The sequence below is a fragment of the Agromyces sp. S2-1-8 genome (assembly GCF_021129215.1).
Classification (GTDB): Bacteria; Actinomycetota; Actinomycetes; order Actinomycetales; family Microbacteriaceae; genus Agromyces; species Agromyces chromiiresistens.
Genome location: NZ_JAJOLP010000001.1, coordinates 1,340,762 through 1,363,960, shown reverse-complemented (window position 1 = coordinate 1,363,960; position 23,199 = coordinate 1,340,762). Strand labels below are relative to the sequence as shown.

Below are 23,199 nucleotides of genomic sequence, written 5' to 3'. Positions count from 1 at the left end.
AGGGCGGGCCTCGATACGCTCCTTCGTCGCTCCTCGACCGGCGCGGTCGCGCGTTTCCGGACGGCGCTCCGCGCGTCCTCAACTCATCGAGATGACGACCTGCGGCGCCGCGCGATCAGGACGAACAGGAGGCCACCGCCGAGGAGCACGGCTCCGAGGGCGATCGGCACGCCGATCGCGAAGCCCGTGCTGGCGAGCGGGTCGTCGTCGCTCGTGGCCGGCGGCGGGTTCTCGCCCGACGGCGGGTTCCCAGTCGGGGGGTCGCCGGGCCGGGGAGTCGACGTGACCGTGCCGAGGTAGTGCGACCAGTCCTCATCGGTCACGACCGCACCGGCCACCGGGCCGCCGTCGACGTCAGTGGTCTCCGGGCCGGTGCCGACCACGGTGCCGAGGTTCGCGTACTGGCCGATGACGGCGGTGCCGGTGGCGACGCACGTGAACGACGCACCCGGCTCGAGCGGCCCGGCGACGACGTTGCTCCCGGTGCCGTCGCAGTCGATGCCCGAGGCATCCACCCGGTCATCGGTCACCGCCACGTCGGTGAGCGGCACGTTGCCGGTGTTCGTGACGACGTAGGTCCACCGCACCCCGCCCCCGACGGTCACGTTCGGGCCGGTCGGCTCGTCCGCGTCCTCGCCGTTGGTGGCCTTCTCGATGTCGACGGCCGGGGCGACGCCGAAGTAGTGCGACGGGTCCTCGTCGGTCACCTCCTCACCGGCGACGGTCTCACCGTCGACATCGGTCGTCTCCGGGCCGATGCCCGTCACGGTGCCGAGGTTCTCGTACTGCCCCGGGGTCGCCTCACCCGTCGCGACGCACGTGAACGACGCGCCCGGAGCCAACGGCCCGGCAACGACGTTGCCACCCGTGCCGTCGCAGTCGATGTCCGCGGCGTCCACCTGGTCGTCGGTCACGGTGACGTCGGTGAGGTCGCTCGTGCCGGTGTTGGTGACCACGTACGTCCAGCGCACGTCGCCGCCCGCGGCGACGAGCGGGCCGGGTGACTCGTCGGCATCCTGGCCGTTCGTCGCCTTCTCGATGTCGACCGCGGGCTCGACGCCGAAGTAGTGCGACGGGTCGTCGTCGGTCACGGTCTCGCCCGCGACGGGCTCGCCGTCGACATCCGTGGTCGCCGGACCGATCCCGGTCACCGAGCCCAGGTTCGCGTACTGTCCGACGATCGCCGTGCCGGTCGCCGTGCACTCGACGGACTCGCCCGGCTCGAGCTCGGCGACGACGTTGCCGTCGCCGCCCTCGCAGGTGATGTCGTCGGCGTCGACCAGGTCGTCGGTCACCGTCACGTCGGTCAGCACGACGTTGCCCGTGTTGGTGACGACGTAGGTCCAGCGCACCTCGCCGAACCGGTTCACGATGGGACCGGTGGGCTCGTCGGCGTCCTGGCCGTTCGTCGCCTTCTCGATGTCGATGGCGGGCTCGACGCCGAAGTAGTGCGACGGGTCGTCGTCGGTCACGGTCTCGCCCGCGACGGGCTCGCCGTCGACGTCGGTGGTCTCGGGGCCGATACCGGTCACGCTGCCGAGGTTCTCGTACTGCCCCGCGGTCGCCGTGCCGTTCGCGACGCACGTGAACGTGTCACCGGGCGCCACCGGACCGGCGACGACGTTGCTCCCGGTGCCGTCGCAGTCGATGCCCGAGGCATCCACCCGGTCATCGGTCACCGCCACGTCGGTGAGCGGCACGTTGCCGGTATTGGTGACGACGTACGTCCACTCCACATCGCCGCCGACGGTGATGCTCGGGCCGGTCGGCTCGTCCGCGTCCTCGCCGTTGGTGGCCTTCTCGATGTCGACGGCCGGGGCGACGCCGAAGTAGTGCGACGGGTCCTCGTCGGTCACCTCCTCACCGGCGACGGTCTCACCGTCGACATCGGTCGTCTCCGGGCCGATACCCGTCACGGTGCCGAGGTTCTCGTACTGCCCCGGCGTCGCCTCACCCGTCGCGACGCACGTGAACGACGCGCCCGGAGCCAACGGCCCGTCGACGACGTTGCCACCCGTGCCGTCGCAGTCGATGTCGGCGGCGTCCACCTGGTCATCGACGACCGTGACGTCCGTCAGCGGCACGTTGCCGGTGTTGGTGACCACGTACGTCCAGCGCACCTCGCCGCCCGCGGCCACGACCGGGCCGGTGACCTCGTCCGCGTCCTGGCCGTTCGTCGCCTTCTCGATGTCGACCGCGGGCTCGATGCCGAAGTAGTGCGACGGGTCCTCATCGGTGACGGTCGGCCCGGCCACCGCGTTGCCGTCGACATCGGTCGTCTCCGGGCCGGTGCCCGTCACCGTGCCGAGGTTCGCGTACTGCCCGAGGCTCGCCTCACCCGACGCGACACAGGTGAACGTCTCGTCAGGCCCCAGCGGACCGGGCACGACGTTCGAACCGGTGCCGTCGCAGTCGATGTCGGCCGCGTCGACCTGGTCGTCGACGACCGTGACGTCCGTCAACGGCACGTTGCCCGTGTTCGTGACCACGTACGTCCAGCGCACCTCGCCGCCGACCGTCACGAGCGGCCCCGTCGGCTCGTCGGCGTCCTCACCATTGGTCGACTTCTCGATGTCGACCGCCGGCGTCGCACCGAAGTAGTGCGACGGGTCATCGTCGGCGACCGGGGTACTGGTGGGGTCCAAGGCCGTGACGGACCCCAGGTTCTCGTACTGCCCCTCGGTCGCGGTGCCCTCAGCGACGCACGTGAACGACCCACCGGGCGCAAGCGGCCCGACCACGATGTTCGAGCCGGTGCCGCCGCAGTCGATCGCCGCGGCATCCACCCGGTCATCGGTGACGGTCACGTCCGCAAGGTCCACCCCGCCCGTGTTCGTCACCACATAGGTCCACCGCACCACACCGCCCACCGCCACGTTCGGGCCCGTCGGCTGATCGGCATCCTGCCCGTTCGTCGACTTCTCGATATCGACCTCGGGCTCGGGCATCACAGCCAGATCGATCGTGAAGTTGCTGAACTCGTCGGGGATGAGGGGGTTGGTGAGACCCGCGACGTCGTCGCCGAGCGCCCCGTTCGCACCGGTCAGGAACCCGCGGGTGTCACGCACGTACGAGAGCGTGACCGGCGAGCTGCTGAGGCCCGTGGCTGCGGGATCGGCAGCGGCGGTGTTGTTGTTGTCGCCGCGCTCGTTCACGGCGTTGGCGGCGCTCGACCCGGCCGTGCGCACGACGGTGCCGGCGAGTGGGCCGCCCGGAGCGAACATAGAAGCCGGGATGTGCACCGTGTACGTGCCGGCCGGGACGGCCTCGGAGACCCAGCGGCCCGTCGCGTCGGTGACCTCGGTCGAGACGATCTCGCCGTCGGCGTCGAGGACCTGCACCGTCACGCCGGGAATGCCCGGCTCGCCGTCGTCGAAGCGCCCGTCGCCGTTCTCGTCGAGCCACACGAGGTCACCGACCGTGAATCCGGGCATGACGACGTACGGCTCGTTCGACAGCAGCGGCTGGTTCGGGAACGTGCCCGAGTAGATCTCGGCGCGGTTCACGTAGACGTTGTCGAGCTCGTTGCTCGTCGACACCATGGGAATCAACGCGCGTACGCGCGTGCCGGTGCCGAGTGCGGTGCTCGAGACGAAACGCACCGCGGTCACGTCGCCGATGTCGGCGATCTCGGCCGCGGTCTGCCACAGGCCGCCCGGTGCCGCGGGGTCGGCGTTCGCGGGGTTGCGCGGGTCGTGGTTGATGGTCGACGGGTTGGCGGTCGAGTAGTACCAGGTGCCGGGCACGTTGCCCGTGCCGCCGCGGACGTAGGTCGGCGCGGCGAGCGGGTCCGTCAGCTGCGAGAGGCCCTGGTAGTCGGACGCGTACTGGCCGCGCGCCGAGCCGGCGGCCGGATCGGCGTCGCCGTTCCAGGGCAGCACGTCGATGAGATCGGTCGGCAGGAAGGAGATGACCGTCGAGGTGTTCGCCCAGTCCAGCGACCAGGTGTAGGTCTCGCCGTTCGCCACGAGCGCCTTGTCGACGTTCTTCACGAGCCCCAGCTGGCCCGACCCGGTCGCCGTGGTGGTCGCGGTCGCCGTCGGGGAGTTCTCGGAGTTGTCCGCCAGCGCCCGCACCTGGTTCACATAGGTGTCGCCGGGCTGCGCCACCGTCTCGAGCGTGGCGCACAGCTGCAGCGCGGTCGCCCCCGTGCGGATCCAGTAGTTGGCGGCCGTGGCCGTGACATCGCCGAGGATGAACGTGACCTCGCGGGTCGCCGCGTTGTAGCTCACGGTGACCCCCGCCGGAAGCCGGGATCGGGTGCACGTCGAGTTGTACGTGAGCCCCAGCGGAACGGTGTCGACGAGACGGATGTTCTCCATCACCGCGCCGACCTCGGCGTTGTTGAGACCCACGCTGAGGTTCCAGATCGCGTCCTGCCCGGGCAGGTAGGTCGCCTGGCCGACCGACTTCGCGACGATGAGCTGCATGCCCTGGTAGCGGACCTCCTTCTGCATCGTGGCCCACTGGTCACCGCGGGGACCCGCCGACCAGCCGCCGACGTTCGAGAGCCGGACGCCGGTGAGCAGCGGCTTGCCGGCATCGGGCCCGCCGTTGTACACGCCGCGCGCCTTGAGCATGGTGCGCAGCGTGAGGGCGAACGCGGCGTGCTGGACGTAGTCGGTGTCGATGGGGCGCATGCGCACCATGTTCACCTTGTTGCGCCAGTCGGACCCGAACTGCGCCGGGTCGGTCACCCAGGGGCCGTCGTACTCGCGACAGTCCGTCGCGTCAGCCACGAGCGACGTCCGGTCGACCGGGTACAGCCCGCCCGATGCGGGGCCGGCCTGCGTGTCGACCGCGTTCGACCCGACGGCGTACTCGATCACATAGTCGCTCTGGGTGATGCCCGACGAGGTCGACCACCCGAGGCGATCGAGCTGGAACACCGACACGTCGAACGCGTCGCACACCGTGGGATTGTCGACCGGGAATCCGAGGGTGTCGGGCGCACCCGGCGCCTGCACGCCGTTGGGCGGACCGGTCGTGGCGCCGAGGAGGACGCGGTCGGCGCCGAGTTCGACGATCGACTGCACCTTCGTTCCCGCGGCGACCGTCGCGTTGTCGGCCCACTGGTTGCCCGCCTCGGTCGCGTACGACTTGCGACCGCTGAGCGGCAGGTTCGCGGTGAGCTGCCGCGAGACGTCACGCCACGCGAGTGACCCGTTCGCCTCGATCTGCGGCCATGCACCCGTGTTGTTCAGCAGCACCCCCTGCGGGATGTCCTCGCCCGCGTTGGGCCCGCCGTTGTACTGCCAGCGCGACTGCAGCGGCAGGTACAGCCCGAGGGTGAAGGGGCCGACCTCGACGTGGCCGGCGTTCACCGGCCTGGCCCGCACCATGTTGACCTCGTCACGCCAGTCGGCTCCGAAGGTGGCGGCGGGGTCGGTGGTCCAGGGGCCCGGGTAGTCACGACAGGCCCGGGCATCGGTCACGTTCGCCGTGTTGTCGAGCCCGTTGCCGACCCCGGTCTGCGTATCGACGTCATTGGTGCCGACCGCGTACTCGATGACGTAGTCGTTGCGATCGAAGTTCGGGTTGGTCGGGTTCGCCTGCAGGTGCGGGTTCGGGTCGGCGCCGGTGACCGGGGTGAGCGGGTTGCCCGAGACGCGCCACACCGAGACGTCGAACACGTCGCACACCGTCGGGTCGGTCAGCGAGATGCGGTTGGTGCTCGCCGTCGTCCAGACGTGCGAGTTCACGACGTCGCCGAGCGAGAACTGGTTCCAAGCGGTCAACCCGCCGGCGAGCGATTCGTACTGCTTGTCGCCGCGCAGGGTGCCGCAGTCGCTGACGGTGCTGCGCACGTTGAACGTGCGGGTGACGACGTTGTTGCCGGTCGCGGTCGTGCCGTCCCACCCGGGTTCGAGTCCGGTGTTGTTGATGAGCCAGCCGCCGGCGGTCCAGCCGTCGGTGTCGGTCGCCTCGTTGCGCACCGAGATGGTGTCGTTCACGTTCGCACGGCACGGATCGGGGATGGTCGGGGTCGGGACGAAGAAGAACGCCTGCCACGTATTGGTCTTGGTGTTGTTGCCGTTCGCGTTCGGCGTGAAGCTCATGTCCCAGCCGTCTGCGGGCTGCACCCCGGTCTCGCATGTCGGCGTGCCCGTGTTGAAGTTTCCGGAGTGGCCCAGGCAGCCCGTGAGCACGGCACCCGGGTACTGCGGCATCACGTCCTTGAACGCGATGCGGTCGATGTTGCTGCTGAGGATGTTGCCGTTGGACTCGCTGACCGTGAACTGGTACGCCACGTTGAAGCCGGGCACCGCGGGGGTGGCGGGGTTGTTGTCGAGGTCACGTTCCTGGAACGACGGATTCCCCGTGTTGGTCTTCGACAGGTCCCACCGGGGCTCGGTGATGTTGAACTGGCGCGCCACGACGTTGTCGCCGCTCGCGGTCGTGCCGTCCCAGCCGGGCTCGTACCCCGGCCCGACACTGCCCGGAGGATCGTTGAGCTGTCCGCCGATCATGTGCCAGCCGTTGGTGTCCCGGATCTGGTTCTCCCACGAGACCGTTCCCGCCGGCGGCGTGTCGCCCGGCTGCCAGTCGGGGTCGACAGACCGGTATGCGTCGGCGGTGGGTACGAACACGCCGACGAGGATGCGGGTGTTCTCCTGCCGCGAGGTCGACGGCTTCGACGCCGTCATGTTCCATCCGGTCGTCCCGGCCGCCTGGTTGAGCGGGCAGGTGACGCTCCAGTCGGATACCGCGACGTCGTTGCCCGGAATCCTCGGCGAGCAGCTGAAGAGCACGGCGTTCGGGAACTTCGTCATCCGGTCGGTGAACGAGATCGGCCACTGCAGGTCGGATCCACCGATCGCACCCATGACGTTGATGAGATCGATCCAGTAGTAGTGGTCGAACCCGGGGGTGGCGACGCCGTTGACGGTGCGCGTGGCCCGGATCGGCCCGTTCTGCAGGAACTTCTTCGCCTCCCACTGCGCCGTGCCGGTCACCTGGACGACGGGGCCCGAGACGGTGTTCGACGGCGCCGCGTCGTCCTGCCCCGCGTAGGCGGACGCCGTGACCGACGCGAAGCCCGGGATCGGCGTGTCGTCGGCGAAGCGGTACGCGAGCTGCACCGTGCCGACGTTCGACGACATCGACCCCAGGTTGCAGACCACGGTGATCGAGCCGTTCGCGTTCGTCGTCGCCGACGACGGCGGGTTGGCCCCGTTCGCCGCCGCGAGGCATCCCGCAGGCAGCCCGTTGGTGCCGGGGCCGGCCAGCTGGAGCCGGGAGTCGGCGACATCGCTCGGGTCGTCGGGGTTCGAGACCGGGTTGATCGTCATCTCGATGACGACGTTCGGCACGCTGACCCCGGTGGGGAGGCCCGTCAGCGACACCGAGTAGTTCTGCAGCACCGTGTCGCCGACGCGCACGATGCAGTTGCCGGGCCCCGTGTCCAGTCCGGGGCCGTCCGTGGCGTCCCACGGGGGCGTGCCGGTCGTCGCGTACGTCTCGCAGGAGTTCGGAATCTGCAGCCGTTCGGTCTGCAGGGTCGCCAGCGGCTGCAGCCCCGCGTCCAGATTGGTCGCCTGCGTCGCGCCGGCGATCGTGATCGGACCGGTGATGCCGCGCTCGGGACTGCCCACCGCCGGCACGCCCGCACGGGTGAACACGTTCTGCCCCTGCGCGGTGGCGGGAAAGACGAACGGCCCCGGCGCGGTCGCCCGCACGTAGTAGCTCCCGTCGGCGACGTTCGCGAAACTGTACCTGCCGTTCGCGCCGGTGGTCGTCGTGCTGACCACGGGGCCGGTCGGCGACGACAGCAGCTCGACGGCGACCCCCGGTTTCACGGCCTCGTCGGGGGTTCGCACGCCGTCGCGATTCACGTCCGCCCACGCCAGCCCGCCCACGAGGCTGCCCGGGCCCGCGAACGCCGGCTGCGGTGCGACCAGCACCATCGCGAGCAGGCTGACGGACGTGATGAGCACCACCACCGGGCGAGGCCAGGAAGCCACCCACCGCTTCGTGCGCCGCGTGTCGACCGATGACATTCGGAACCCCCTCCGAGATGACGTTCGGATCCCCCTCCGAACTTTCGCACGGGCTTCGCGGGAAGCACCGGGCGCTCGTTCGCCGATCCTGCCGGTGGACGCCGCTCGCGACATCACGCGGTCTAGGTGAAAGACCGGCACGACCCCCGGCGAGGGGCCCTGGACGGGAGCCACTCCCCGCCGTGGGCGAGCCCCACCGCGGCCCGCGCACGTTCCCCCTGTGCGCGGGCCGCGGCCGAGGCATCCGTCGCGGGTATCGAGGCGGCGCGTCGCGCCCCCTCAACCCGCTGAACCCTCAGTCGCCCTTGACGTTCACGATCTGCCGCAGCGTGTGCCGCACCTTCACGAGCGGGGCCGCGTCGGCCATCACCCGGTCGATCGGCTTGTACGCCTGCGGGATCTCGTCGATGAACGCGTCGGTGTCGCGGAACTCGATGCCCACCATCGCCTCACGCAGCTGCTCGTGCGTGAACGTCTTGCGGGCCTTCGACCGCGAGTACTCCCGGCCGGCGCCGTGCGGCGACGAGTTCAGCGACATCGTGTCGCCGAGCCCCTCGACGACGTACGAGGCGGTGCCCATCGAGCCCGGGATGAGCCCCGGCCGACCGACGTCGGCTTGGATGGCGCCCTTCCGCGACACCCACACCCGCTTGCCGAAGTGCTCCTCGCTCTCGGTGAAGTTGTGGTGGCAGTTGATGCGCTGCCGCTCCTCCACCGGGGTGCCCACCCACTCGGAGACCTGCCGGATGACCCGGTCCATCATCTCCTCACGGTTGAGCAGCGCGAAGTGCTGCGCCCACCTGAGCTCGGCGATGTACCGCGTGAACTCGGGCGAGCCCTCGACGAGGTAGGCCAGGTCGGGGTTCGGCAGCTCGATCCACCACTGCTTCGCGAGCCGCTGCGCGACCTTGATGTGGTGCTGCGCGATCTTGTTGCCCACGCCCCGGCTGCCCGAGTGCAGGAACAGCCACACCCGGTCGGCCTCGTCGAGCGACACCTCGATGAAGTGGTTGCCGCTGCCGAGCGTGCCGAGCTGCTCGCGCCAGTTGCCCGCGTACCGGGCCGGGTCGAAGCCCTTCGCCTCGGCGAGGGCCTCGAGCTCGGCGACGCGCGGCTCGGCGGTCGCGACGATCTTGCGGTTGTACTTGCCGGCCGAGAGCGGGATCGCGCGCTCGATCTGCTCCCGCACTTCCCTGCGGCCCTCGGGCAGGTCGGATGCCTCGAACTGCGTCTGCACCGCGATCATGCCGCAGCCGATGTCGACGCCGACGGCCGCGGGGATGATCGCACCGAGCGTCGGGATGACCGAGCCCACCGTGGCCCCGAGGCCGAGGTGCGCGTCGGGCATGAGCGCGAGGTGCGGGTAGATGAACGGCATCGTCGATGAGACGCGGGCCTGCTCGACGGTCAGCTCGTCGAGCAGGCTCGCCCACGAGACGAGCCGATCGGAGATCTTCTCCATGGTCCTTTCCTGTCTGGTTGAATCGCGTCGGCTCCGCGTTGCGGGGCCGACTTCGAGTTCCTCGGGCCCGAGGGTCTCGTCGCGCGCAGACAGAGAAACACCCCGGGCCTCGAGCGGCACGGGGTGACGGATTCGCGAGTGGTCGCGGGCGTCAGGGTGCCTGGTCGAGAAGCTGGTCGAGTTCACGGGTGAACCCGCGCTGGGCGGGCTGGTTCGCGGGCTCGACGAAGGCCGGCTTGTTCGTGCGCTGCAGATGCACGCTCATGGCCGCCTCCATTCCAGATTCCGGGGATGCCGCGCGGTCGGCGCGGCCTTGGCACACTAGCGGGGTTTCGGGGCAGGGGTCAACACCGGGTCGACGCCATGGCATCACCGCGCGACGGCGACGGTGCGCATCGGCAGCGTCGGAACGAGCACCTCGAGGTAGGCGACCGTGTCCTCCCAGCCGTTCACCGCATGACATTCGACCCCCATGGCGAGCACCGGGTAGTCATTGCCCTGCTCGTCGAGCCGGTCGCCGACGAAGAGCATGTCGCCGAGCGGGATTCCGGTCTGCTCGGCGAGCCGGGTCATGCCGTAGGCCTTGTCGATGCCGCGGTCGGTGATGTCGACGGAGGTCGACCCTCCCGAACGCACCTCGAGGTCGGGCAGCAGGGCTGCGGCGGCGCTGCGCAGGGCGTCCTTCTTCTCACCGGTCGGGTCCCACGCCGACTTCGCAGCGACGGGGGCCTGCTGCCCGAGCGCGGAGAACGTGATCTGCGAACCCCGGTCCTCAAGGATGTCGCCCCAGGTGCGTGTCTCCCACAACCCGAGCCGGCGCGCTTCGGCCTCGACGACGGCGAGCGCACGCGACTTCTGGTCGTCGGTGAGGGGATGCAGGTAGACCTCGGCGACCCCCTCGATGCCGACGCGGTAGTACTGGGTGCCGCAGGCGGGCAGGAGGTGGAAGTGCGAGAGCCGCTCAGCCCCGGCGTCGGGGAGCCGGTCGATCACCTGCGACCTGAACTGGCCGAGTTGCCCGCCGGAGATGATCGCGACCTCGACGCGGTCGGCGAGCTCGAGCAGGAGCTCGCCGATCGCGGGCTCGATCGCCGTCTTCGAGGGCGCGAGCGTGTCGTCCAGGTCGAAGGCGACGAGGCGCGGGGTCGGCATCGGGCGTCTCCTCAATCGTCGACGCCGGGCGTCTGGTCGGCGCGGTTCCGCGGCGGAGCCGTGCTCCCGCGGACCACGAACTCCACGGGCGGCAGTTCGACCGGCGCCGGCGCCTCACCCTCGACGATCGCGACCAGCGTCCGAGCGCAGGCACTGCCCCATTGGAACACGTCCTGACGCACCGTCGTCAGCGGTGGGATGACGTACGGCGCGAGCGGGATGTCGTCGAACCCGACGATGGACAGGTCACGGGGCACCCGCACACCGCGATCGATCGCGGCGGAGACGCCGGCGATCGCCATGATGTCGTTGGCGTAGATGATCGCCGTCGGCGACTGCGGATGGTCGAGGAGCTCGTGGGTCGCGCGCGCGCCCGACGCTCCGGTGAAGTCGCCGACGACGACCGGTCCGGGCTCGAGCCCCAGGAGCGTCATCTCGTCGGCCCACGCCTGACGGCGCACGCGCGAATGCACGTAGCGGTCGGACCCCGCGACGTGCGCGATCCGCTGGTGACCCAGGGCGTGGAGGTGACGCACTGCGCGTCGGACCCCGGCGGCGTCGTCGAGTCCGATCAGCGAGGGGTCGTCCTCGGCCGAGCCGAGCTGCACGCACGGCATGCCCAGCGCCTCGAGCGCGGCGGGGCGCCCGTCCTCGATGCGGAGATCGGTGAGGAACACGCCGTCGACGCGCGCCTCGTGGGCGAACCTCGAGTAGGCGTCGCGCTCCGCCTGCTCGCTCTCCACCACTTGCAGCACGAGGGCGTAGCCCACGGTCGAGAGCGTGCTCTCGACGCCGGCGACGAACTGCGGGAAGAACGGGTCGGTGCTCAGCAGCTCGGGTTCGCGCCGGATGACGAGGCCGAGCGCCTGAGCGCGGCTCCTGGAGAGCGCACGCGCCCTGGCGTCCGGCCGCCAGTCCAACTCCCTCGCCGCCTCCAGGATCCGCTCCCTCGCGGTGTCTCCCACCCCCGGGCGCCCGTTGAACACGAAGGAGACCGCACTCTTCGACACGCCCGCCCGCGCGGCCACGTCGCCGATCGTGACCTTGCGATCCCGCTGCCCGTTCCTGATGCCGGAAGCGGCCGAGCCGCTCGGGCTCCCCTCGTCGGTGGGTGTGACGTCCATGCTCCGAAGCATAGCGGGTGTTTAGCGCGTTTTAGCTCACCCTGGATCACAGAATCGCCCAGAATACCGGCGAAGCGCAGAGATCCGAACCGCGCGGCCCGGGAGAGTTGACCGATCTCACCAAAACCGGTTTACTAGGGACTCGTCACCGATGGCCGGACTCCTCGCAGAGGTCGCCGACCATCGGTCGTACCGAAGTGAGGAGCATCGCGATGGGCAGTGCCGCGCCAGCGCATCATCCGGGCAGCGCCCACCCTCGCCGCAGCGGCGGTGCCCTCCGCCGCTGGCTCGGCGAGAATCCCCTCGGCATCCTGCTGAGCGCGCCGTACGCGATCTTCGTGATCGTGGTCTTCCTGATCCCGTTCGGGTTCGGGGTCTGGATGTCGTTCCACGACTTCTACTTCACGGCTCCCGGCGTCGAAGTCCCGCATCCGTTCGTCGGGTTCGACAACTTCGCGACGGTCATCAACGATCCCGCGGTGCAGCAGGCGTTCGGCAACCTGCTGATCTTCCTCGTCATCAACGTGCCGCTCACCGTGGTCCTCGGCCTGCTGCTCGCCTCAGGCCTGGATGCCGCGGTGCACTGGCGCGGGTTCTTCCGCATCTCGTACTACGTCCCGTACATCACGGCATCGGTCGCGACGCTCGCCGTCTGGATCTTCCTGTTCAACAGCAACGGCGTCGTGAACTCGCTGCTCGGCCCGCTCGCTCCCGAACCCTCGTGGCTCGCGAATCCGACGCTGATCATGCCGCTCATCGCGCTGTACGTCACCTGGAAGAACCTCGGCTTCTACATCCTCCTCTACCTCGCCGCGCTCCAGAACGTGCCGAGCGAGCTGCACGAGGCGGCGCAGCTCGACGGCGCCGGACGATGGCAGCGCTTCCGCTCGGTGACGCTGCCTGCGGTTCGCCCCGTGACCTCGCTCGTCGTGCTGCTGTCGATCATCACCACCGCGCAGATCTTCACCGAGCCCTACCTCCTCACGGGCGGCGGTCCCAACGGCGCATCCATGACGCCCGCGCTGCTCATGTACCAGCTGGGCATCCAGCAGGGGAAGCCCGACATCGCCGCCGCGATCGGGATGATCCTCGTCATCGCCGTGCTGATCGTCTCGCTCATCTCACGACGCATCACGGAGGGCAAGGACCGATGACCGCATCGACCCCGAGAGCCGAGCGCCCCGCCCACCGAGGCCGCGTGGTCGGAGTGCTCCGCTTCGCGCTGCTGCTCGTCGGCGCGCTCCTCGCCCTCGTGCCGTTCTACTACATGGTGATCGGCGCGCTGCAGCGCGAGCGCGACACGAGCCCGCTGGGCCTGCTGCCCCTGCCCGGCAACCTCACGCTGAACAACTTCATCGAGATCAACGAGTCGGTCGATCTCGTCGGGTCGCTCATGAACTCGCTCATCTTCACGATCGGGGTCGTCGGCTGCACCCTCGTGTTCGGGCTGCTCGTCGGATACGCCCTCGCGGTGCTCTCGTTCCGCGGTCGAGGGGTCGTGTTCGCGCTCGTGCTCCTCGTGCAGACGATCCCGTTCCAGCTCCTCATGATCCCGCTGTACGTCATGGTCGTGCGGTACTTCGGCCTCGCCGACAGCTTCATCGGCATGATCCTGCCGTTCGCGATCAACTCCGTCGCGGTGCTGATCTTCCGGCAGTACTTCCTGCAGATCCCCCGCGACGTCTTCGACGCGGCGCGGATCGACGGCGCGAGCGAGCTGCGCATCCTGGTCTCCATCGCGGTGCCGCTCGTGCGTCCGGCCGTGCTCACGGCGATGCTCGTGACCTTCATCGGCCCCTGGAACGAGTTCCTCTGGCCGTTCCTGGTGACCAAGGATGCCTCGAAGCAGACCCTCGCCGTCAGCCTGGCGAACTTCTCACAGACCAACGGAGCGTTCCTCGACAACCCCATGGGCGCCGTGCTCGCCGGTGCCTGCGTGCTCGCGGTGCCGGTCGTCGTGCTCTTCCTCCTGTTCCAGCGGAACTTCACCTCTGCGAACCTCGGCTCCGCCATCAAGGGCTGAGCCGACGACTCCGACACCCTCCAAGGCAAGGTAATGACCCGACTCCACGACCAGACACGAACGACCGCAGTCCCCTACGCACTCCGTCGCCTCGGAACGATCATGTCCGCGGACCCGGGCGACCCGCTCGAGGCAGAGGGCGTACTCAACCCGGGCACGGCCTGGGGCGCCGACGGCGAGCTCTACCTCTACCCGCGCGTCGTCGCCGCCGGCAACGTCTCGCGCATCGCCCGAGCCCGGGTCACGATCGTCGACGGGCTCCCCGTCGGCGTCGAGCGGCTCGGCATCGTGCTCTCACCGGATGAGCGGTGGGAGCACGGCCGGCGGAACGCCGGGGTCGAGGACCCGAGGATCACGTTCCTGGAGCCCATCGGCCTGCACGTGATGACGTACATCGCCTATGGTCCGCTCGGGCCGAAGCCCGCGCTGGCGATCTCCAGCGACACGATCGAGTGGCGACGGCTCGGGCCGATCCACTTCGAGTACCAGCCCGAGCTCGAGACGGATCTCAATCTCTTCCCGAACAAGGACATCGTGTTCTTCCCCGAGCTCGTCACGGCGCCCGACGGACGTCAGAGCCTCGCACTGCTGCACCGACCGATGTGGGACCTCGACTGGCTTCGTCCGGGTGAGGGTGCACGCACGCCCGCGGGCATCGACGACGACCGCCCCTCGATCTGGATCGGCTACGTCGACCTCGAAGCCGTGCAGCGCGACCCCGCGGCGCTCACCCGGGTGCTCGGCTCGTCGATGATCGCCGCTCCCGAGATGGCGTACGAGACCGCGAAGATCGGTGCCGGCCCTTCTCCGCTGCGCGTACCCGAGGGCTGGCTGCTGCTGCACCACGGGGTGTCGGGGGCGACGCCAAAGGGCTTCGAGCTCGCCCATGGATCGCGGTACTCGGCCGGCGCCATGCTGCTCGACGCTGCGGACCCACGGTGCGTCATCGCCCGTTCCGCCGAACCGCTGCTCGAACCGGAGACCTCTGAGGAGCTGCACGGCACGCTCGGCAACGTCGTCTTCCCCACCGCGATCGAGCAGATCGGCGACCGCCGCTTCGTCTTCTACGGAATGGCGGACTCGTCGATCGGCGTCGCGGAGCTGACCCGCCTGGAGTGAGCGGCGAAACCCGCAGGATGCAGCGCCCGGGACTCGAGTCCCGGGCGCTGATCGTTCGGCGGGCCCGTCGCTCCCGAGCCCTCGTGCCGCGGTCATACGGGATCCGGCACGACGAGACCCCGATCCAGCACCTGGATCGGGGTCCGTCGTTCACGGGGCGGTCGGGGGCCGCGTCACCGCCTCATCGCCCGTCGAGGCCGCCGACTGCGGCTTCGAGGTCGGCCGTGGCGCGGTCGACCTGCGCCTGCGTCGAGGAGGTCGCGGCGAGGATCGCCTTCGCCGCTTCGAGTGCTCGCACCATCGTCGCCCAGGTCGGCGCGGTGTACTCGCGGCTGTCGAGCGCGTCGGCGGCGTCGACCTGCTCGACGAGGGCCGCCCGGTCGGCCGTGACGGTCACGTCGCACCACGCCAGCTCGTCGCCACCCGAGTGACGAAGCAGTACCCGGGTGGCGCCCGGCTCGTGCGTCTCGATGCCGACCTCGACCCGGCCGTCATCGCCGAGGCGCGGCGTCTCGGAGATCGTCACGACCGAGGCATCCATCGGTTCGGCAGTGAAGGCGTCCTGCTGATCGACCGGCGACACCACACCGGCGAGCACGGCCGTGCCGTCGCGTTCGGCGACGAGCGCCTCGGCGCAGTCGAACGTGTAGCCGCCGTAGAGTTCGAGCTCCCAGATGTTGAGCCCGTACTGCGTGGCCGGCAGCCCGGCCACGCGGACGTAGCGGACATCGGCGGGACCGAAGTCGTGGACGTGCTTCAGCGAGGCCTGCACCGACGTCACCCGCGCGAGCTCGGCCCACTCGACGCCATCGGCCGAACCCTCGACGCGGTAGTCGTTCGAGGTGCCCGCCTCCCAGTTGACGACCGCCCGGGTCACGGACCGGGAGCTGCCGAGATCGACCTGCAGCCAGTGCTCGGCGCGCTGCCGAGCCGACGACCACTTCGTCCCGAGCGATCCGTCGGTCGCCTTGGAGGCGACGATCGTCGGGTTGTCGTTGTAGACGCTGTCGGCGGTGGCGGGTCGGTTCAGGGCGAGGTTCTCAGGGCCGCCCGGCACGCTCGGGGCGTCGACGACGGCTCGATCGGCGAAGATCTCGAACTCCCAGAGCGACGGCCCGTAGTTGAGGGCCCGCTTCACGGTCTGCATCCGGACGTAGCGCGCGGTCTCGCCGTCGAGCGCGATCACGTCGACGCCGCCGTCACTGCCCGCGCCGGGCGTCGTGTACGCGTCGCGCCACGTGGCGCCGTCGTCGGACAGCTGGATCCTGTACGACTTCGCGTAGGCGGCCTCCCACCTGAGCCGGACCGCGCCGACGGCCTGAGAACTGCCGAGGTCGACCTGCGCCCATGCGGTGTCGGAGTTGTTGCCCCTCCAGCGCGTGGTCGGATCGCCGTCGGCCAGCGTGTGCACGAGGTTGTAGCCCGAGTAGCCCGATGCCCGCGTCGCACGGTCGATGGCGAGGTTGACGCCGCGGTCGACCTGCAGGTCACGGATCGCGAACGTTCCGCCCTCGCCGTCGAGCATCAGCACGCGAACGTGCGTCGCCGGCGTCGGTTCGACGGCCACGTCGGTGACGCCGCCCGTGCCGTCGGTGACATGCGTGCGATCGGTCCACGAGACGCCGTCCTGCGACGTCTGGATCAGGAAGTCGCTCGCGAACGCGTCGGCCCAGTCGATCGTGACCCCGGTGACCCAGGAGCCGCGCTCGAGCCGGCTGTCGACCCAGGTCAGGTCCTCCCTGCGCGAGGCCCAGACCGTGCTCGGGTCGTCGTCGCCGAGTGAGGCGACGCGACGGCCGGGTGCGGTGCTGCTGGCCGTGAAATCGGAGGTGGGGCTCAGCCGGCCCTTGTCGAGTGCCGCGGTCACCGTCTTGCCCGTGTTCTCGCCGGAGCCGAGGCCGAAGACACCGCTCCAGTCCTTGCCCTTCCCGGTGATGGTGAGTGCGACCGTGAGTCCGGGGCGGTCGGGGTTGGCGATGCTCACCACGGGCGTCTTGCCGCGTTCGTCGAGCATGACGACGCTCGGCTGGTCGACGGTCAGGGTGCGGCCGTCTCCGAGCTCGACGGAGCCGGCGCGGTAGAAGGCGGCCATCGTCAGGCGCAGCTCGTCGTGCCGCACCGCCTGCACCTCGGTGTCGTTGCGCAGCGTCCGCACGGCGGGCCGCTCGGCGTACGCCTCGACCTCGCCCGGCTCGGCGGCGGGCAGCACCGTGTAGTCGTAGGTCGCGGCGGTCGGCTTGGTGCCGTGGTCGACGAACAGCGTGAACGCGTCGCGACTGACCGGGTCCTCGCCCTCCCAGCTCCCGCTCTGCGTCGTGTTCGACACCTTCACGTCCTGGTCGGCGGCGAAGACGTACCCGACCTCGTCGTTGTACGCCCACTTCGCACCCGAGACGCTCACGGCCTCGGTGCCCGGGTCGACCGCCTTCCCGCCGACCGTGGCGTTCGCCTTGGCGACCGCCTGGTTCAGGGTCGTGTGCACCGGCGCGGCACTCGTCGAACGGATGCCGGCGCCCAGGGCGACCAGCTCGTCGTCGAAGGTGAAGTAGCTCTTCTGCGCGTTCGTTCCGGCGGTGTCGAGCGTGAGCACGCTCGCGCCGAACTCACCGTTCGAGACGCCGCCCGTGAAGCTCGCCCCGTCGCCGTTGCGTCCACGGTTCTCGAAGCCGCGCTCGGTGCGCTTCTCGTCGGGTGCGGTCACTCCCGGGTAGTGCCACCAGTCGAACGTCGGACCGAGGTCGAGGTACTCCCGGTTGTTCACCTGGATCGCGGTCGAGCCCATGGCGTTCCAGTACACGGGGTTCCCGAGTTCATCGCGATAGCCGGTCCGCAGCTCGGCACCGAAGGTGCGCGACGAGTTCAGGCGGGTGAAGATGCCGTAGTCCGCCCTGAGGTGCGAGCTGAACTCCGAACGCCAGAAGTACTTGTCGCCGGTGACACCGTTGGTGCGGGTCTCGCCGGTGATGCCGTCGAGCAGGGCCGCGTACTCGGTCGAGTAGAGGGCATCGGTGCGCGCCATCCGCTGCAGCGGCTCGATGAACTCGGACGCGTGGCTGGTGACGCCTTGGATCGTCTTCGGCGGCCGGTAGTCGAGGTACAGCATCCCGATCTCGCCGCGGATGAGCCAGCGGGTGCCGTTGATGATGTAGAACGCGATCGAGTCCAGCTGGTCACGGGAGAAGGCGAGCGAGGTCCCGCGCGCCACGTCGGCCCAGAGCGCCGCGTAGGTGAAGAGCACCATGCCGTAGCCCTCGCTGTACAGCTGCGCGCCGTGCGCCCAGAAGCTCCCGTCGGGCTGGACCGCCTCCTTCACCGTGCCCGAGTGGTCGACGGCGATCGTCGCCACGATGGTCGAGAAACCTTCTGCGACCTTCTCGAGGTCATGGGTGGCGAGCGCCTCGAAGAGATAGTTCGAGGTGCGCCAGGCGCCGTTTGCCCCGACGGGATCGAGCTTGCCCGTGTTGTGCTCGAGGCTCACGTCGAAGGCCGCGTCGTCGAGCTCGTCGCCGAGGAACATCGAGATCCGGCCCATCGCGATCGACTCGCCGATCTCGGTCTCCCACCAGTTCTGGTTGCCGGGGTCGACGCGATCCCACTGCAGCAGCGCGCGCCCGACGGCGTCGACGAGCCGCCGGTCTCCATGGCCCTCGGCCTGCGGATCGCGGTACGCCTGCGTCATCGCGAGCATGCGGTAGAGCGCGATGTACGGGGACCAGACCGAACCGTTGGCCGAGCTCGTCCGGTCGGCGTAGTCGACATCCGACCACGACCCGTCCTCGTTCTGGGACGCGACGTAGTCCATCGCCTCGGAGGTGCGCGCCAGGTAGATGCCGTTGGCGATGATGATCTCGTCGCCCTGTTCGAGGTAGTACTCCTCGAGGCGCGACACGACCGTCGCGACGTCGTCGTCGGCCGCGGCGGCCGGCGCCGCGACGAGTCCGGTGGCGCCGATCACGGCGGCGACGGTGATGGCGATCGATGTGGTGAAGCGTCGCATGGCGGGGCTCCTTTGCCGTTCTGCCGGATGCTGATGAGCGCGCGGACGCAGCCGGCCGGCGCTCGATCGTGGGGTGGTACGGGTCCCGGGGTGCGGAGCGCGCAGCCGCGCACCCCGGGGAGGGCGTCAGCCCTGCGAGATCAACGTGTCGACTTCGTCGGCCGCGGTCTTGAAGGTCTCCTCGAGGTCGCCGTCGCCCGCCTGCACCGCCTGCCCCCAGGCGTCGCGGAAGGTCTGCCAGATCTCCGTGGCGTTCGCGATGTTCGGCACGTCGACCGTGAGCGGCACGGACTCTGCGAACGTCGAGAGCACCGGGCTCGTCGCGAGGAACTCGCCGGCGATCTCATCGACGTCGCCGCGGATCGGGAACTGCCCGGTGGTCTCGAGCAGTGCCAGGTCGTTGTCGGCATCCATCGAGAACTTCGCGAAGTCCCAAGCGGTCTGCTTGTTCTCGCAGGAGGTGTACAGGCCGACGTTCTTCGAGTCGCCGAAGGTGTAGGTGTCGGCCGCCGGCGTGCCGTCGGCGGTCGGCAGCGGCACGATGCCGTAGTCCACCTTGCCGTCGAACGCTCCGGCACCCCACGGGCCGGCGATGCCGAGAGCTGCGACGCCGTCCGCAAACGGACCGGCCCACGCGTCCCCGCTGTACGGCTCCGCCGAGGAGTAGCCCTCGGCGTAGAGGGTCTTCCAGAACTCGAGCGTCTCGAGCCCCTCCTCGCTCGCGAAGGATGCCTTGCCATCGGTGACCAGCTGGGTGCCGCCCGAGTTGGCGAGGAAGAACGGATAGAAGTCGAACAGCGCGTTCGTGTAGTCGCTGGAGGCCGGCGGATACAGGACGAAGTCGGCCGCGCCGCTCTTCTTGATCGCCTCCGCGGCGGCCAGGACGTCGTCGTAGGTCGCGAGATCGGGGTTCTCGGGGTCGAGTCCGGCCGCCTCGAAGACGTCCTTGTTGTAGTAGAGCATGAACGGGTTCGCCTTCCACGGCACCTGGTAGAGGTCGCCGTCGGGAGAGCGGAATCCGTCGGCAGCCTCGCCCGACCGCTCGGTGATGAAGGACTCGCCGTCCTCGAACGTCTGAGAGATGTTCACCAGGCCGCCCTGCTTCTGGAAGGCGGGCACGGCGGCGGGCGCCGTGTTGTAGACCAGGCAGGGCGTGTTGCCGGCGGTGATCGCGGCTCCGATGGCGTCCTCCGAGGACTTGCCGGAGGGAATGGCCTCGGCCGTCACCTGCTCGTCGGGGTGATCGGCGTTCCATGCGTCGACCACCGCCTCCGCCCACGCGATCTCCTGTTCGTTCGTCGAGTACCAGATGCTGATCGGGCCGGATGTCAGTTCGGTGCTGTCGGGCGCGCCCGACGACGCGCATGCCGCGAGCGGCACGGCGAGGGCCGCCAGGGCAACGGTGGCTGCTAAACGCTTCATTGCGAGGAACTCCTTCGTCTGGAAGGCGCTCGCGCGCTCTTCCTGCTGTGCTGGGGCCCTTCCCCTGCCACTCGCCCACACGTGCGCGAGGTGCTCGCATCCTCCGGGTAAGGGATTGAACACGGATAGTAAACCGGTTTTGGTCGGCAAAGTCAACCGGTCTCATTTCCTGGATCATCTCGCCGCCAAGTCGTGCGAATTCATGGCGGATAACGGTGACTTTGGGCGCTACCACTCCAGCTAAACTCACCTAAACTCTCGTTCTGAGGCCGAACGAGGCGCCTCGCTGCCGCCCATCGTCGAGGCATTCGACCGGTCACGGCCTCCACCGGAAGATCACAACTGGGTCACTTGTCCCACTCGGCTATTGACCCGCTCGTGTCGAGCACCGAGGATGGCTGCACCCGAACCCCCGACACGATGGAGTGCCATGCGCGCGTTGCGCCGTCCGATCGTCGCCGTCGCCGCGACATCCCTGCTGCTGGTCGTTCAGGCCGTGATCGACCCGACCGGCCTGCTCGCCCTCGTCGGCTGGCCCGGCGGCACGCCGCGGTTCGACCTGTGGTGGCCCGTCGCCCGCTACGTCGTGTTCGTGCCGGTCATGCTCGCCGTCGTCTGGTGGGCGGCGGTGCGCGCGGGCGACCGCTTCTGGACGCTGACCGCGGGCGTCGTGCTCGCGGCACTGCTCGCGCAGTTCGCGGCGTGCCTGGCGATGACCGGGGATGTCGCGCTGTCGGCGTGGGCCGGCGGCTTCGTGACCGCGAAGGCGGTGCCCACGGCGCTGATCGTGGCGGGGGTCGTGCGCGTCGTCGAGCGAGTGGTGGCGCGGCGCCGTGGCCTCGATACGGCGCTTCGCGCCCCATCGGCCGACGCGTTGACGGTCTGGCCTGCGGCGATCGCGGCCGGCGCCGTGGCGCCGCTGCTCGCGGGCTCCTGGTGGACGGGGGCGACGTACGCGCCCGGCATCCCGACGCCGAGGCCCGACGACGGCCCGATCGCGATGGTCGTCGCCGTGCTGCTGCTCATCGGTGCGGCGTGGCTCGGCATCCGGTGGATGCGCCGACGCGTGCCCGGGTTCCTCGGCACCTGGCTCGGCGTGCTCGTCGCGGGCGGCGTCTTCGGCCTCGCGCAGTCGATCGTCGGCCTCGTCGTCGACGACGGGTTCCGCGGCGACCTCTGGCCGCTCATGGCGGCCTACATCCACGTCGCCGACGGGCTCGCCTTCGCCGCCTGCACCGGCTGGATCGCGGCCGTCGTCGCACTCGTCGCCGACCGCGTCATGGCGCGGCGAGCGGCACGCAGCGCGGCAGACCCGACGGCGGGCGAACTGAACGAGCGACGAGATGCCTCGCCGGCACGCATCGCCGCGGGCGTCGGCATCGGCGTGGCCGTCGTCGCCGTGACCGCGGTCACCGCCTCGCTGCTCGCCCCGGCGGCGCCCGCGGTCGCGACCGTCGCGAACGAGGCATCCGTGCCCGCCGGGTTCCTGCGCGTCGAAGACGGGCGCTTCACCGACGGCGAAGGCCACCAGGTGCTGTTGCGCGGCGTCAACGTCAACCAGCTCGTCGACTTCTACCAGGCGCGCCCCGAGGTGCCCGCGACCCGCGAGCTCACCGAGCAGGACTTCGCCGACATGGCGACGTACGGGTTCAACGTCGTGCGGCTCGGCCTCTCGTGGTCGGCACTCGAGCCGACGCGCGGCGAGCTCGACCCCGACTACCTCGCGACCGTGAAGCAGGCGGTCGCGTGGGGCGAGAAGCACGGCATCCGCACCGTGCTCGACATGCACCAGGACGGCTGGTCGAACCTGCCGACCGCCGAGGGCACCGTGTGCCGGCCCGGCGCCGACCCGATGTGGGGCTACGACGGCGCACCCGAGTGGGCGACCCACTGGGACGGCGCCCCGCGCTGCTCGTTCACGGGCCGTGACATCTCGCCCGCGGGCGACCGGGCGTTCGAGCACTTCTGGTTCGACACCGACGGGATCCAGACGGCGCTCGCCCGCACGTGGGGCGAGCTCGCCGGCGAGTTCGCCGACGAGAAGGCCGTCGCGGGCTTCGACCTGCTCAACGAGCCCGGCTTCGGCGAGACCGCGCCCGTCACGACCTCGAAGAAGAACGGCGAATACTCGGCGAAGGCGATCGCGGCGATCCGGGAGGCGGGCGCGCCGCAGATCGTCTTCGTCGAGCCCAGCATCCTGTGGTCGGGGCTCGGCTTCGACTCGGGTCCCGCGCGCGGCTTCACCGACGACCTCAACGTCGCGTTCTCGCCGCACCTCTACGCCGAGTCGATCACCATGGATGCCTCGCTCGGACTCCCCACGATCGTCAGCACCGAGCGCCAGTTCGAGCTCGGCCAGCGCGTGGCCGACGAGCTCGGCATGCCGATGTGGTCGGGCGAGTACGGGTACTGGGGCGACGACGAGTCGACCGCGGCGCACCTCTCGCGATACGCCGCCGAAGAGGACGCGCGCATGCTCGGCAGCGCCTACTGGGTGTGGAAGCAGGCGTGCGGCGACCCCCAGAACGGCATCCAGGAGCTCGGCAACGGGCTGCTCTCCGAGGTCTGCGCGACGGGCGAGGAGGCGCCGCGCAAGGAGCACCTGCTGGGCATCCTGTCGCGGGCCTACCCGCAGCAGGCGCCTGGCGTGCTCATGAGCCTTCGCGCCGGAGTCACGGGCACGCCGGATGCCGCGGCGACGATGTCGCTCACCGGCGAGGCCCCCTCGGCGACGTGCGGGCTGCGGGTCTGGATCCCCGGGTCGGCTGAGCCGGCCGTCGAGTCGAGCGGCCTCGGCGACGTCGCCGTCGACGAGGTGCCCGGCGGCTGGCTGCTCACCGGTTGCGCCGAGGGCGCGTACGCGCTCGACGTGAAGCCGGCCGAGTAGCGACGTAGGGTAG

Annotated in this window: 10 protein-coding genes; 4 read left to right on the top strand and 6 right to left on the bottom strand. The window is 69.9% G+C overall.

What is annotated here, in order from left to right:
- Positions 1-83 precede the first annotated feature (83 nt).
- The 4 genes from LR269_RS06135 to LR269_RS06120 form a co-directional block, all read right to left on the bottom strand.
- Complete coding sequence (locus LR269_RS06135) at positions 84-7,964, bottom strand: SdrD B-like domain-containing protein (protein WP_231429884.1); 7,881 nt, start codon at positions 7,962-7,964, stop codon at positions 84-86.
- 331 nt (positions 7,965-8,295) lie between these two features.
- Entirely contained in the window at positions 8,296-9,462 is a 1,167-nt protein-coding gene (locus LR269_RS06130; protein ID WP_231429883.1) for an RtcB family protein, read from the bottom strand.
- 369 nt (positions 9,463-9,831) lie between these two features.
- Positions 9,832-10,614: an HAD-IIB family hydrolase gene (locus LR269_RS06125; protein WP_231429882.1), complete on the bottom strand. Its 783-nt coding sequence runs from the start codon at positions 10,612-10,614 to the stop codon at positions 9,832-9,834.
- 11 nt (positions 10,615-10,625) lie between these two features.
- Positions 10,626-11,738, bottom strand: a complete 1,113-nt coding sequence (locus LR269_RS06120) for a LacI family DNA-binding transcriptional regulator (RefSeq protein WP_231429881.1) — start codon at positions 11,736-11,738, stop codon at positions 10,626-10,628.
- A gap of 212 nt (positions 11,739-11,950) precedes the next feature.
- Between LR269_RS06120 and LR269_RS06115 the strand changes: the two genes are divergently transcribed.
- From LR269_RS06115 to LR269_RS06105, 3 genes are all read left to right on the top strand, one after another.
- Complete coding sequence (locus LR269_RS06115; protein WP_231429880.1) at positions 11,951-12,892, top strand: carbohydrate ABC transporter permease; 942 nt, start codon at positions 11,951-11,953, stop codon at positions 12,890-12,892.
- Complete coding sequence (locus LR269_RS06110) at positions 12,889-13,761, top strand: carbohydrate ABC transporter permease (RefSeq protein WP_231429879.1); 873 nt, start codon at positions 12,889-12,891, stop codon at positions 13,759-13,761. Before LR269_RS06115 ends, LR269_RS06110 begins: the two co-directional genes overlap by 4 nt.
- Positions 13,762-13,863: 102 nt before the next feature.
- The gene (locus tag LR269_RS06105; protein WP_231429878.1) at positions 13,864-14,880 is read left to right on the top strand and encodes a glycosidase; all 1,017 of its coding nucleotides are present in this window, start codon (positions 13,864-13,866) and stop codon (positions 14,878-14,880) included.
- Positions 14,881-15,061: 181 nt separating this feature from the next.
- Here LR269_RS06105 and LR269_RS06100 read toward each other — a convergent pair whose 3' ends face one another.
- Positions 15,062-18,877 (bottom strand): polysaccharide lyase family 8 super-sandwich domain-containing protein, encoded by a 3,816-nt coding sequence (locus LR269_RS06100; RefSeq protein WP_231429877.1) that lies wholly within the window; start codon positions 18,875-18,877, stop codon positions 15,062-15,064.
- A gap of 126 nt (positions 18,878-19,003) precedes the next feature.
- A complete protein-coding gene (locus tag LR269_RS06095) occupies positions 19,004-20,299 on the bottom strand; it encodes a sugar ABC transporter substrate-binding protein (protein ID WP_231429876.1) in 1,296 nt (431 codons plus the stop codon).
- A gap of 430 nt (positions 20,300-20,729) precedes the next feature.
- Here LR269_RS06095 and LR269_RS06090 point away from each other — a divergent pair, with 430 nt between their 5' ends.
- Complete coding sequence (locus LR269_RS06090) at positions 20,730-23,186, top strand: glycoside hydrolase family 5 protein (RefSeq protein WP_231429875.1); 2,457 nt, start codon at positions 20,730-20,732, stop codon at positions 23,184-23,186.
- Positions 23,187-23,199: the final 13 nt, after the last annotated feature.

Coding starts and splice junctions, on each gene's coding strand:
- LR269_RS06110 (WP_231429879.1), top strand. CDS start 12,889: ATGACCGCATCGACCCCGAGAGCCGAGCGCCCCGCCCACCGAGGCCGC.
- LR269_RS06115 (WP_231429880.1), top strand. CDS start 11,951: ATGGGCAGTGCCGCGCCAGCGCATCATCCGGGCAGCGCCCACCCTCGC.
- LR269_RS06105 (WP_231429878.1), top strand. CDS start 13,864: ATGTCCGCGGACCCGGGCGACCCGCTCGAGGCAGAGGGCGTACTCAAC.
- LR269_RS06090 (WP_231429875.1), top strand. CDS start 20,730: ATGCGCGCGTTGCGCCGTCCGATCGTCGCCGTCGCCGCGACATCCCTG.
- LR269_RS06120 (WP_231429881.1), bottom strand. CDS start 11,738: ATGGACGTCACACCCACCGACGAGGGGAGCCCGAGCGGCTCGGCCGCT.
- LR269_RS06100 (WP_231429877.1), bottom strand. CDS start 18,877: ATGCGACGCTTCACCACATCGATCGCCATCACCGTCGCCGCCGTGATC.
- LR269_RS06130 (WP_231429883.1), bottom strand. CDS start 9,462: ATGGAGAAGATCTCCGATCGGCTCGTCTCGTGGGCGAGCCTGCTCGAC.
- LR269_RS06125 (WP_231429882.1), bottom strand. CDS start 10,614: ATGCCGACCCCGCGCCTCGTCGCCTTCGACCTGGACGACACGCTCGCG.
- LR269_RS06095 (WP_231429876.1), bottom strand. CDS start 20,299: ATGAAGCGTTTAGCAGCCACCGTTGCCCTGGCGGCCCTCGCCGTGCCG.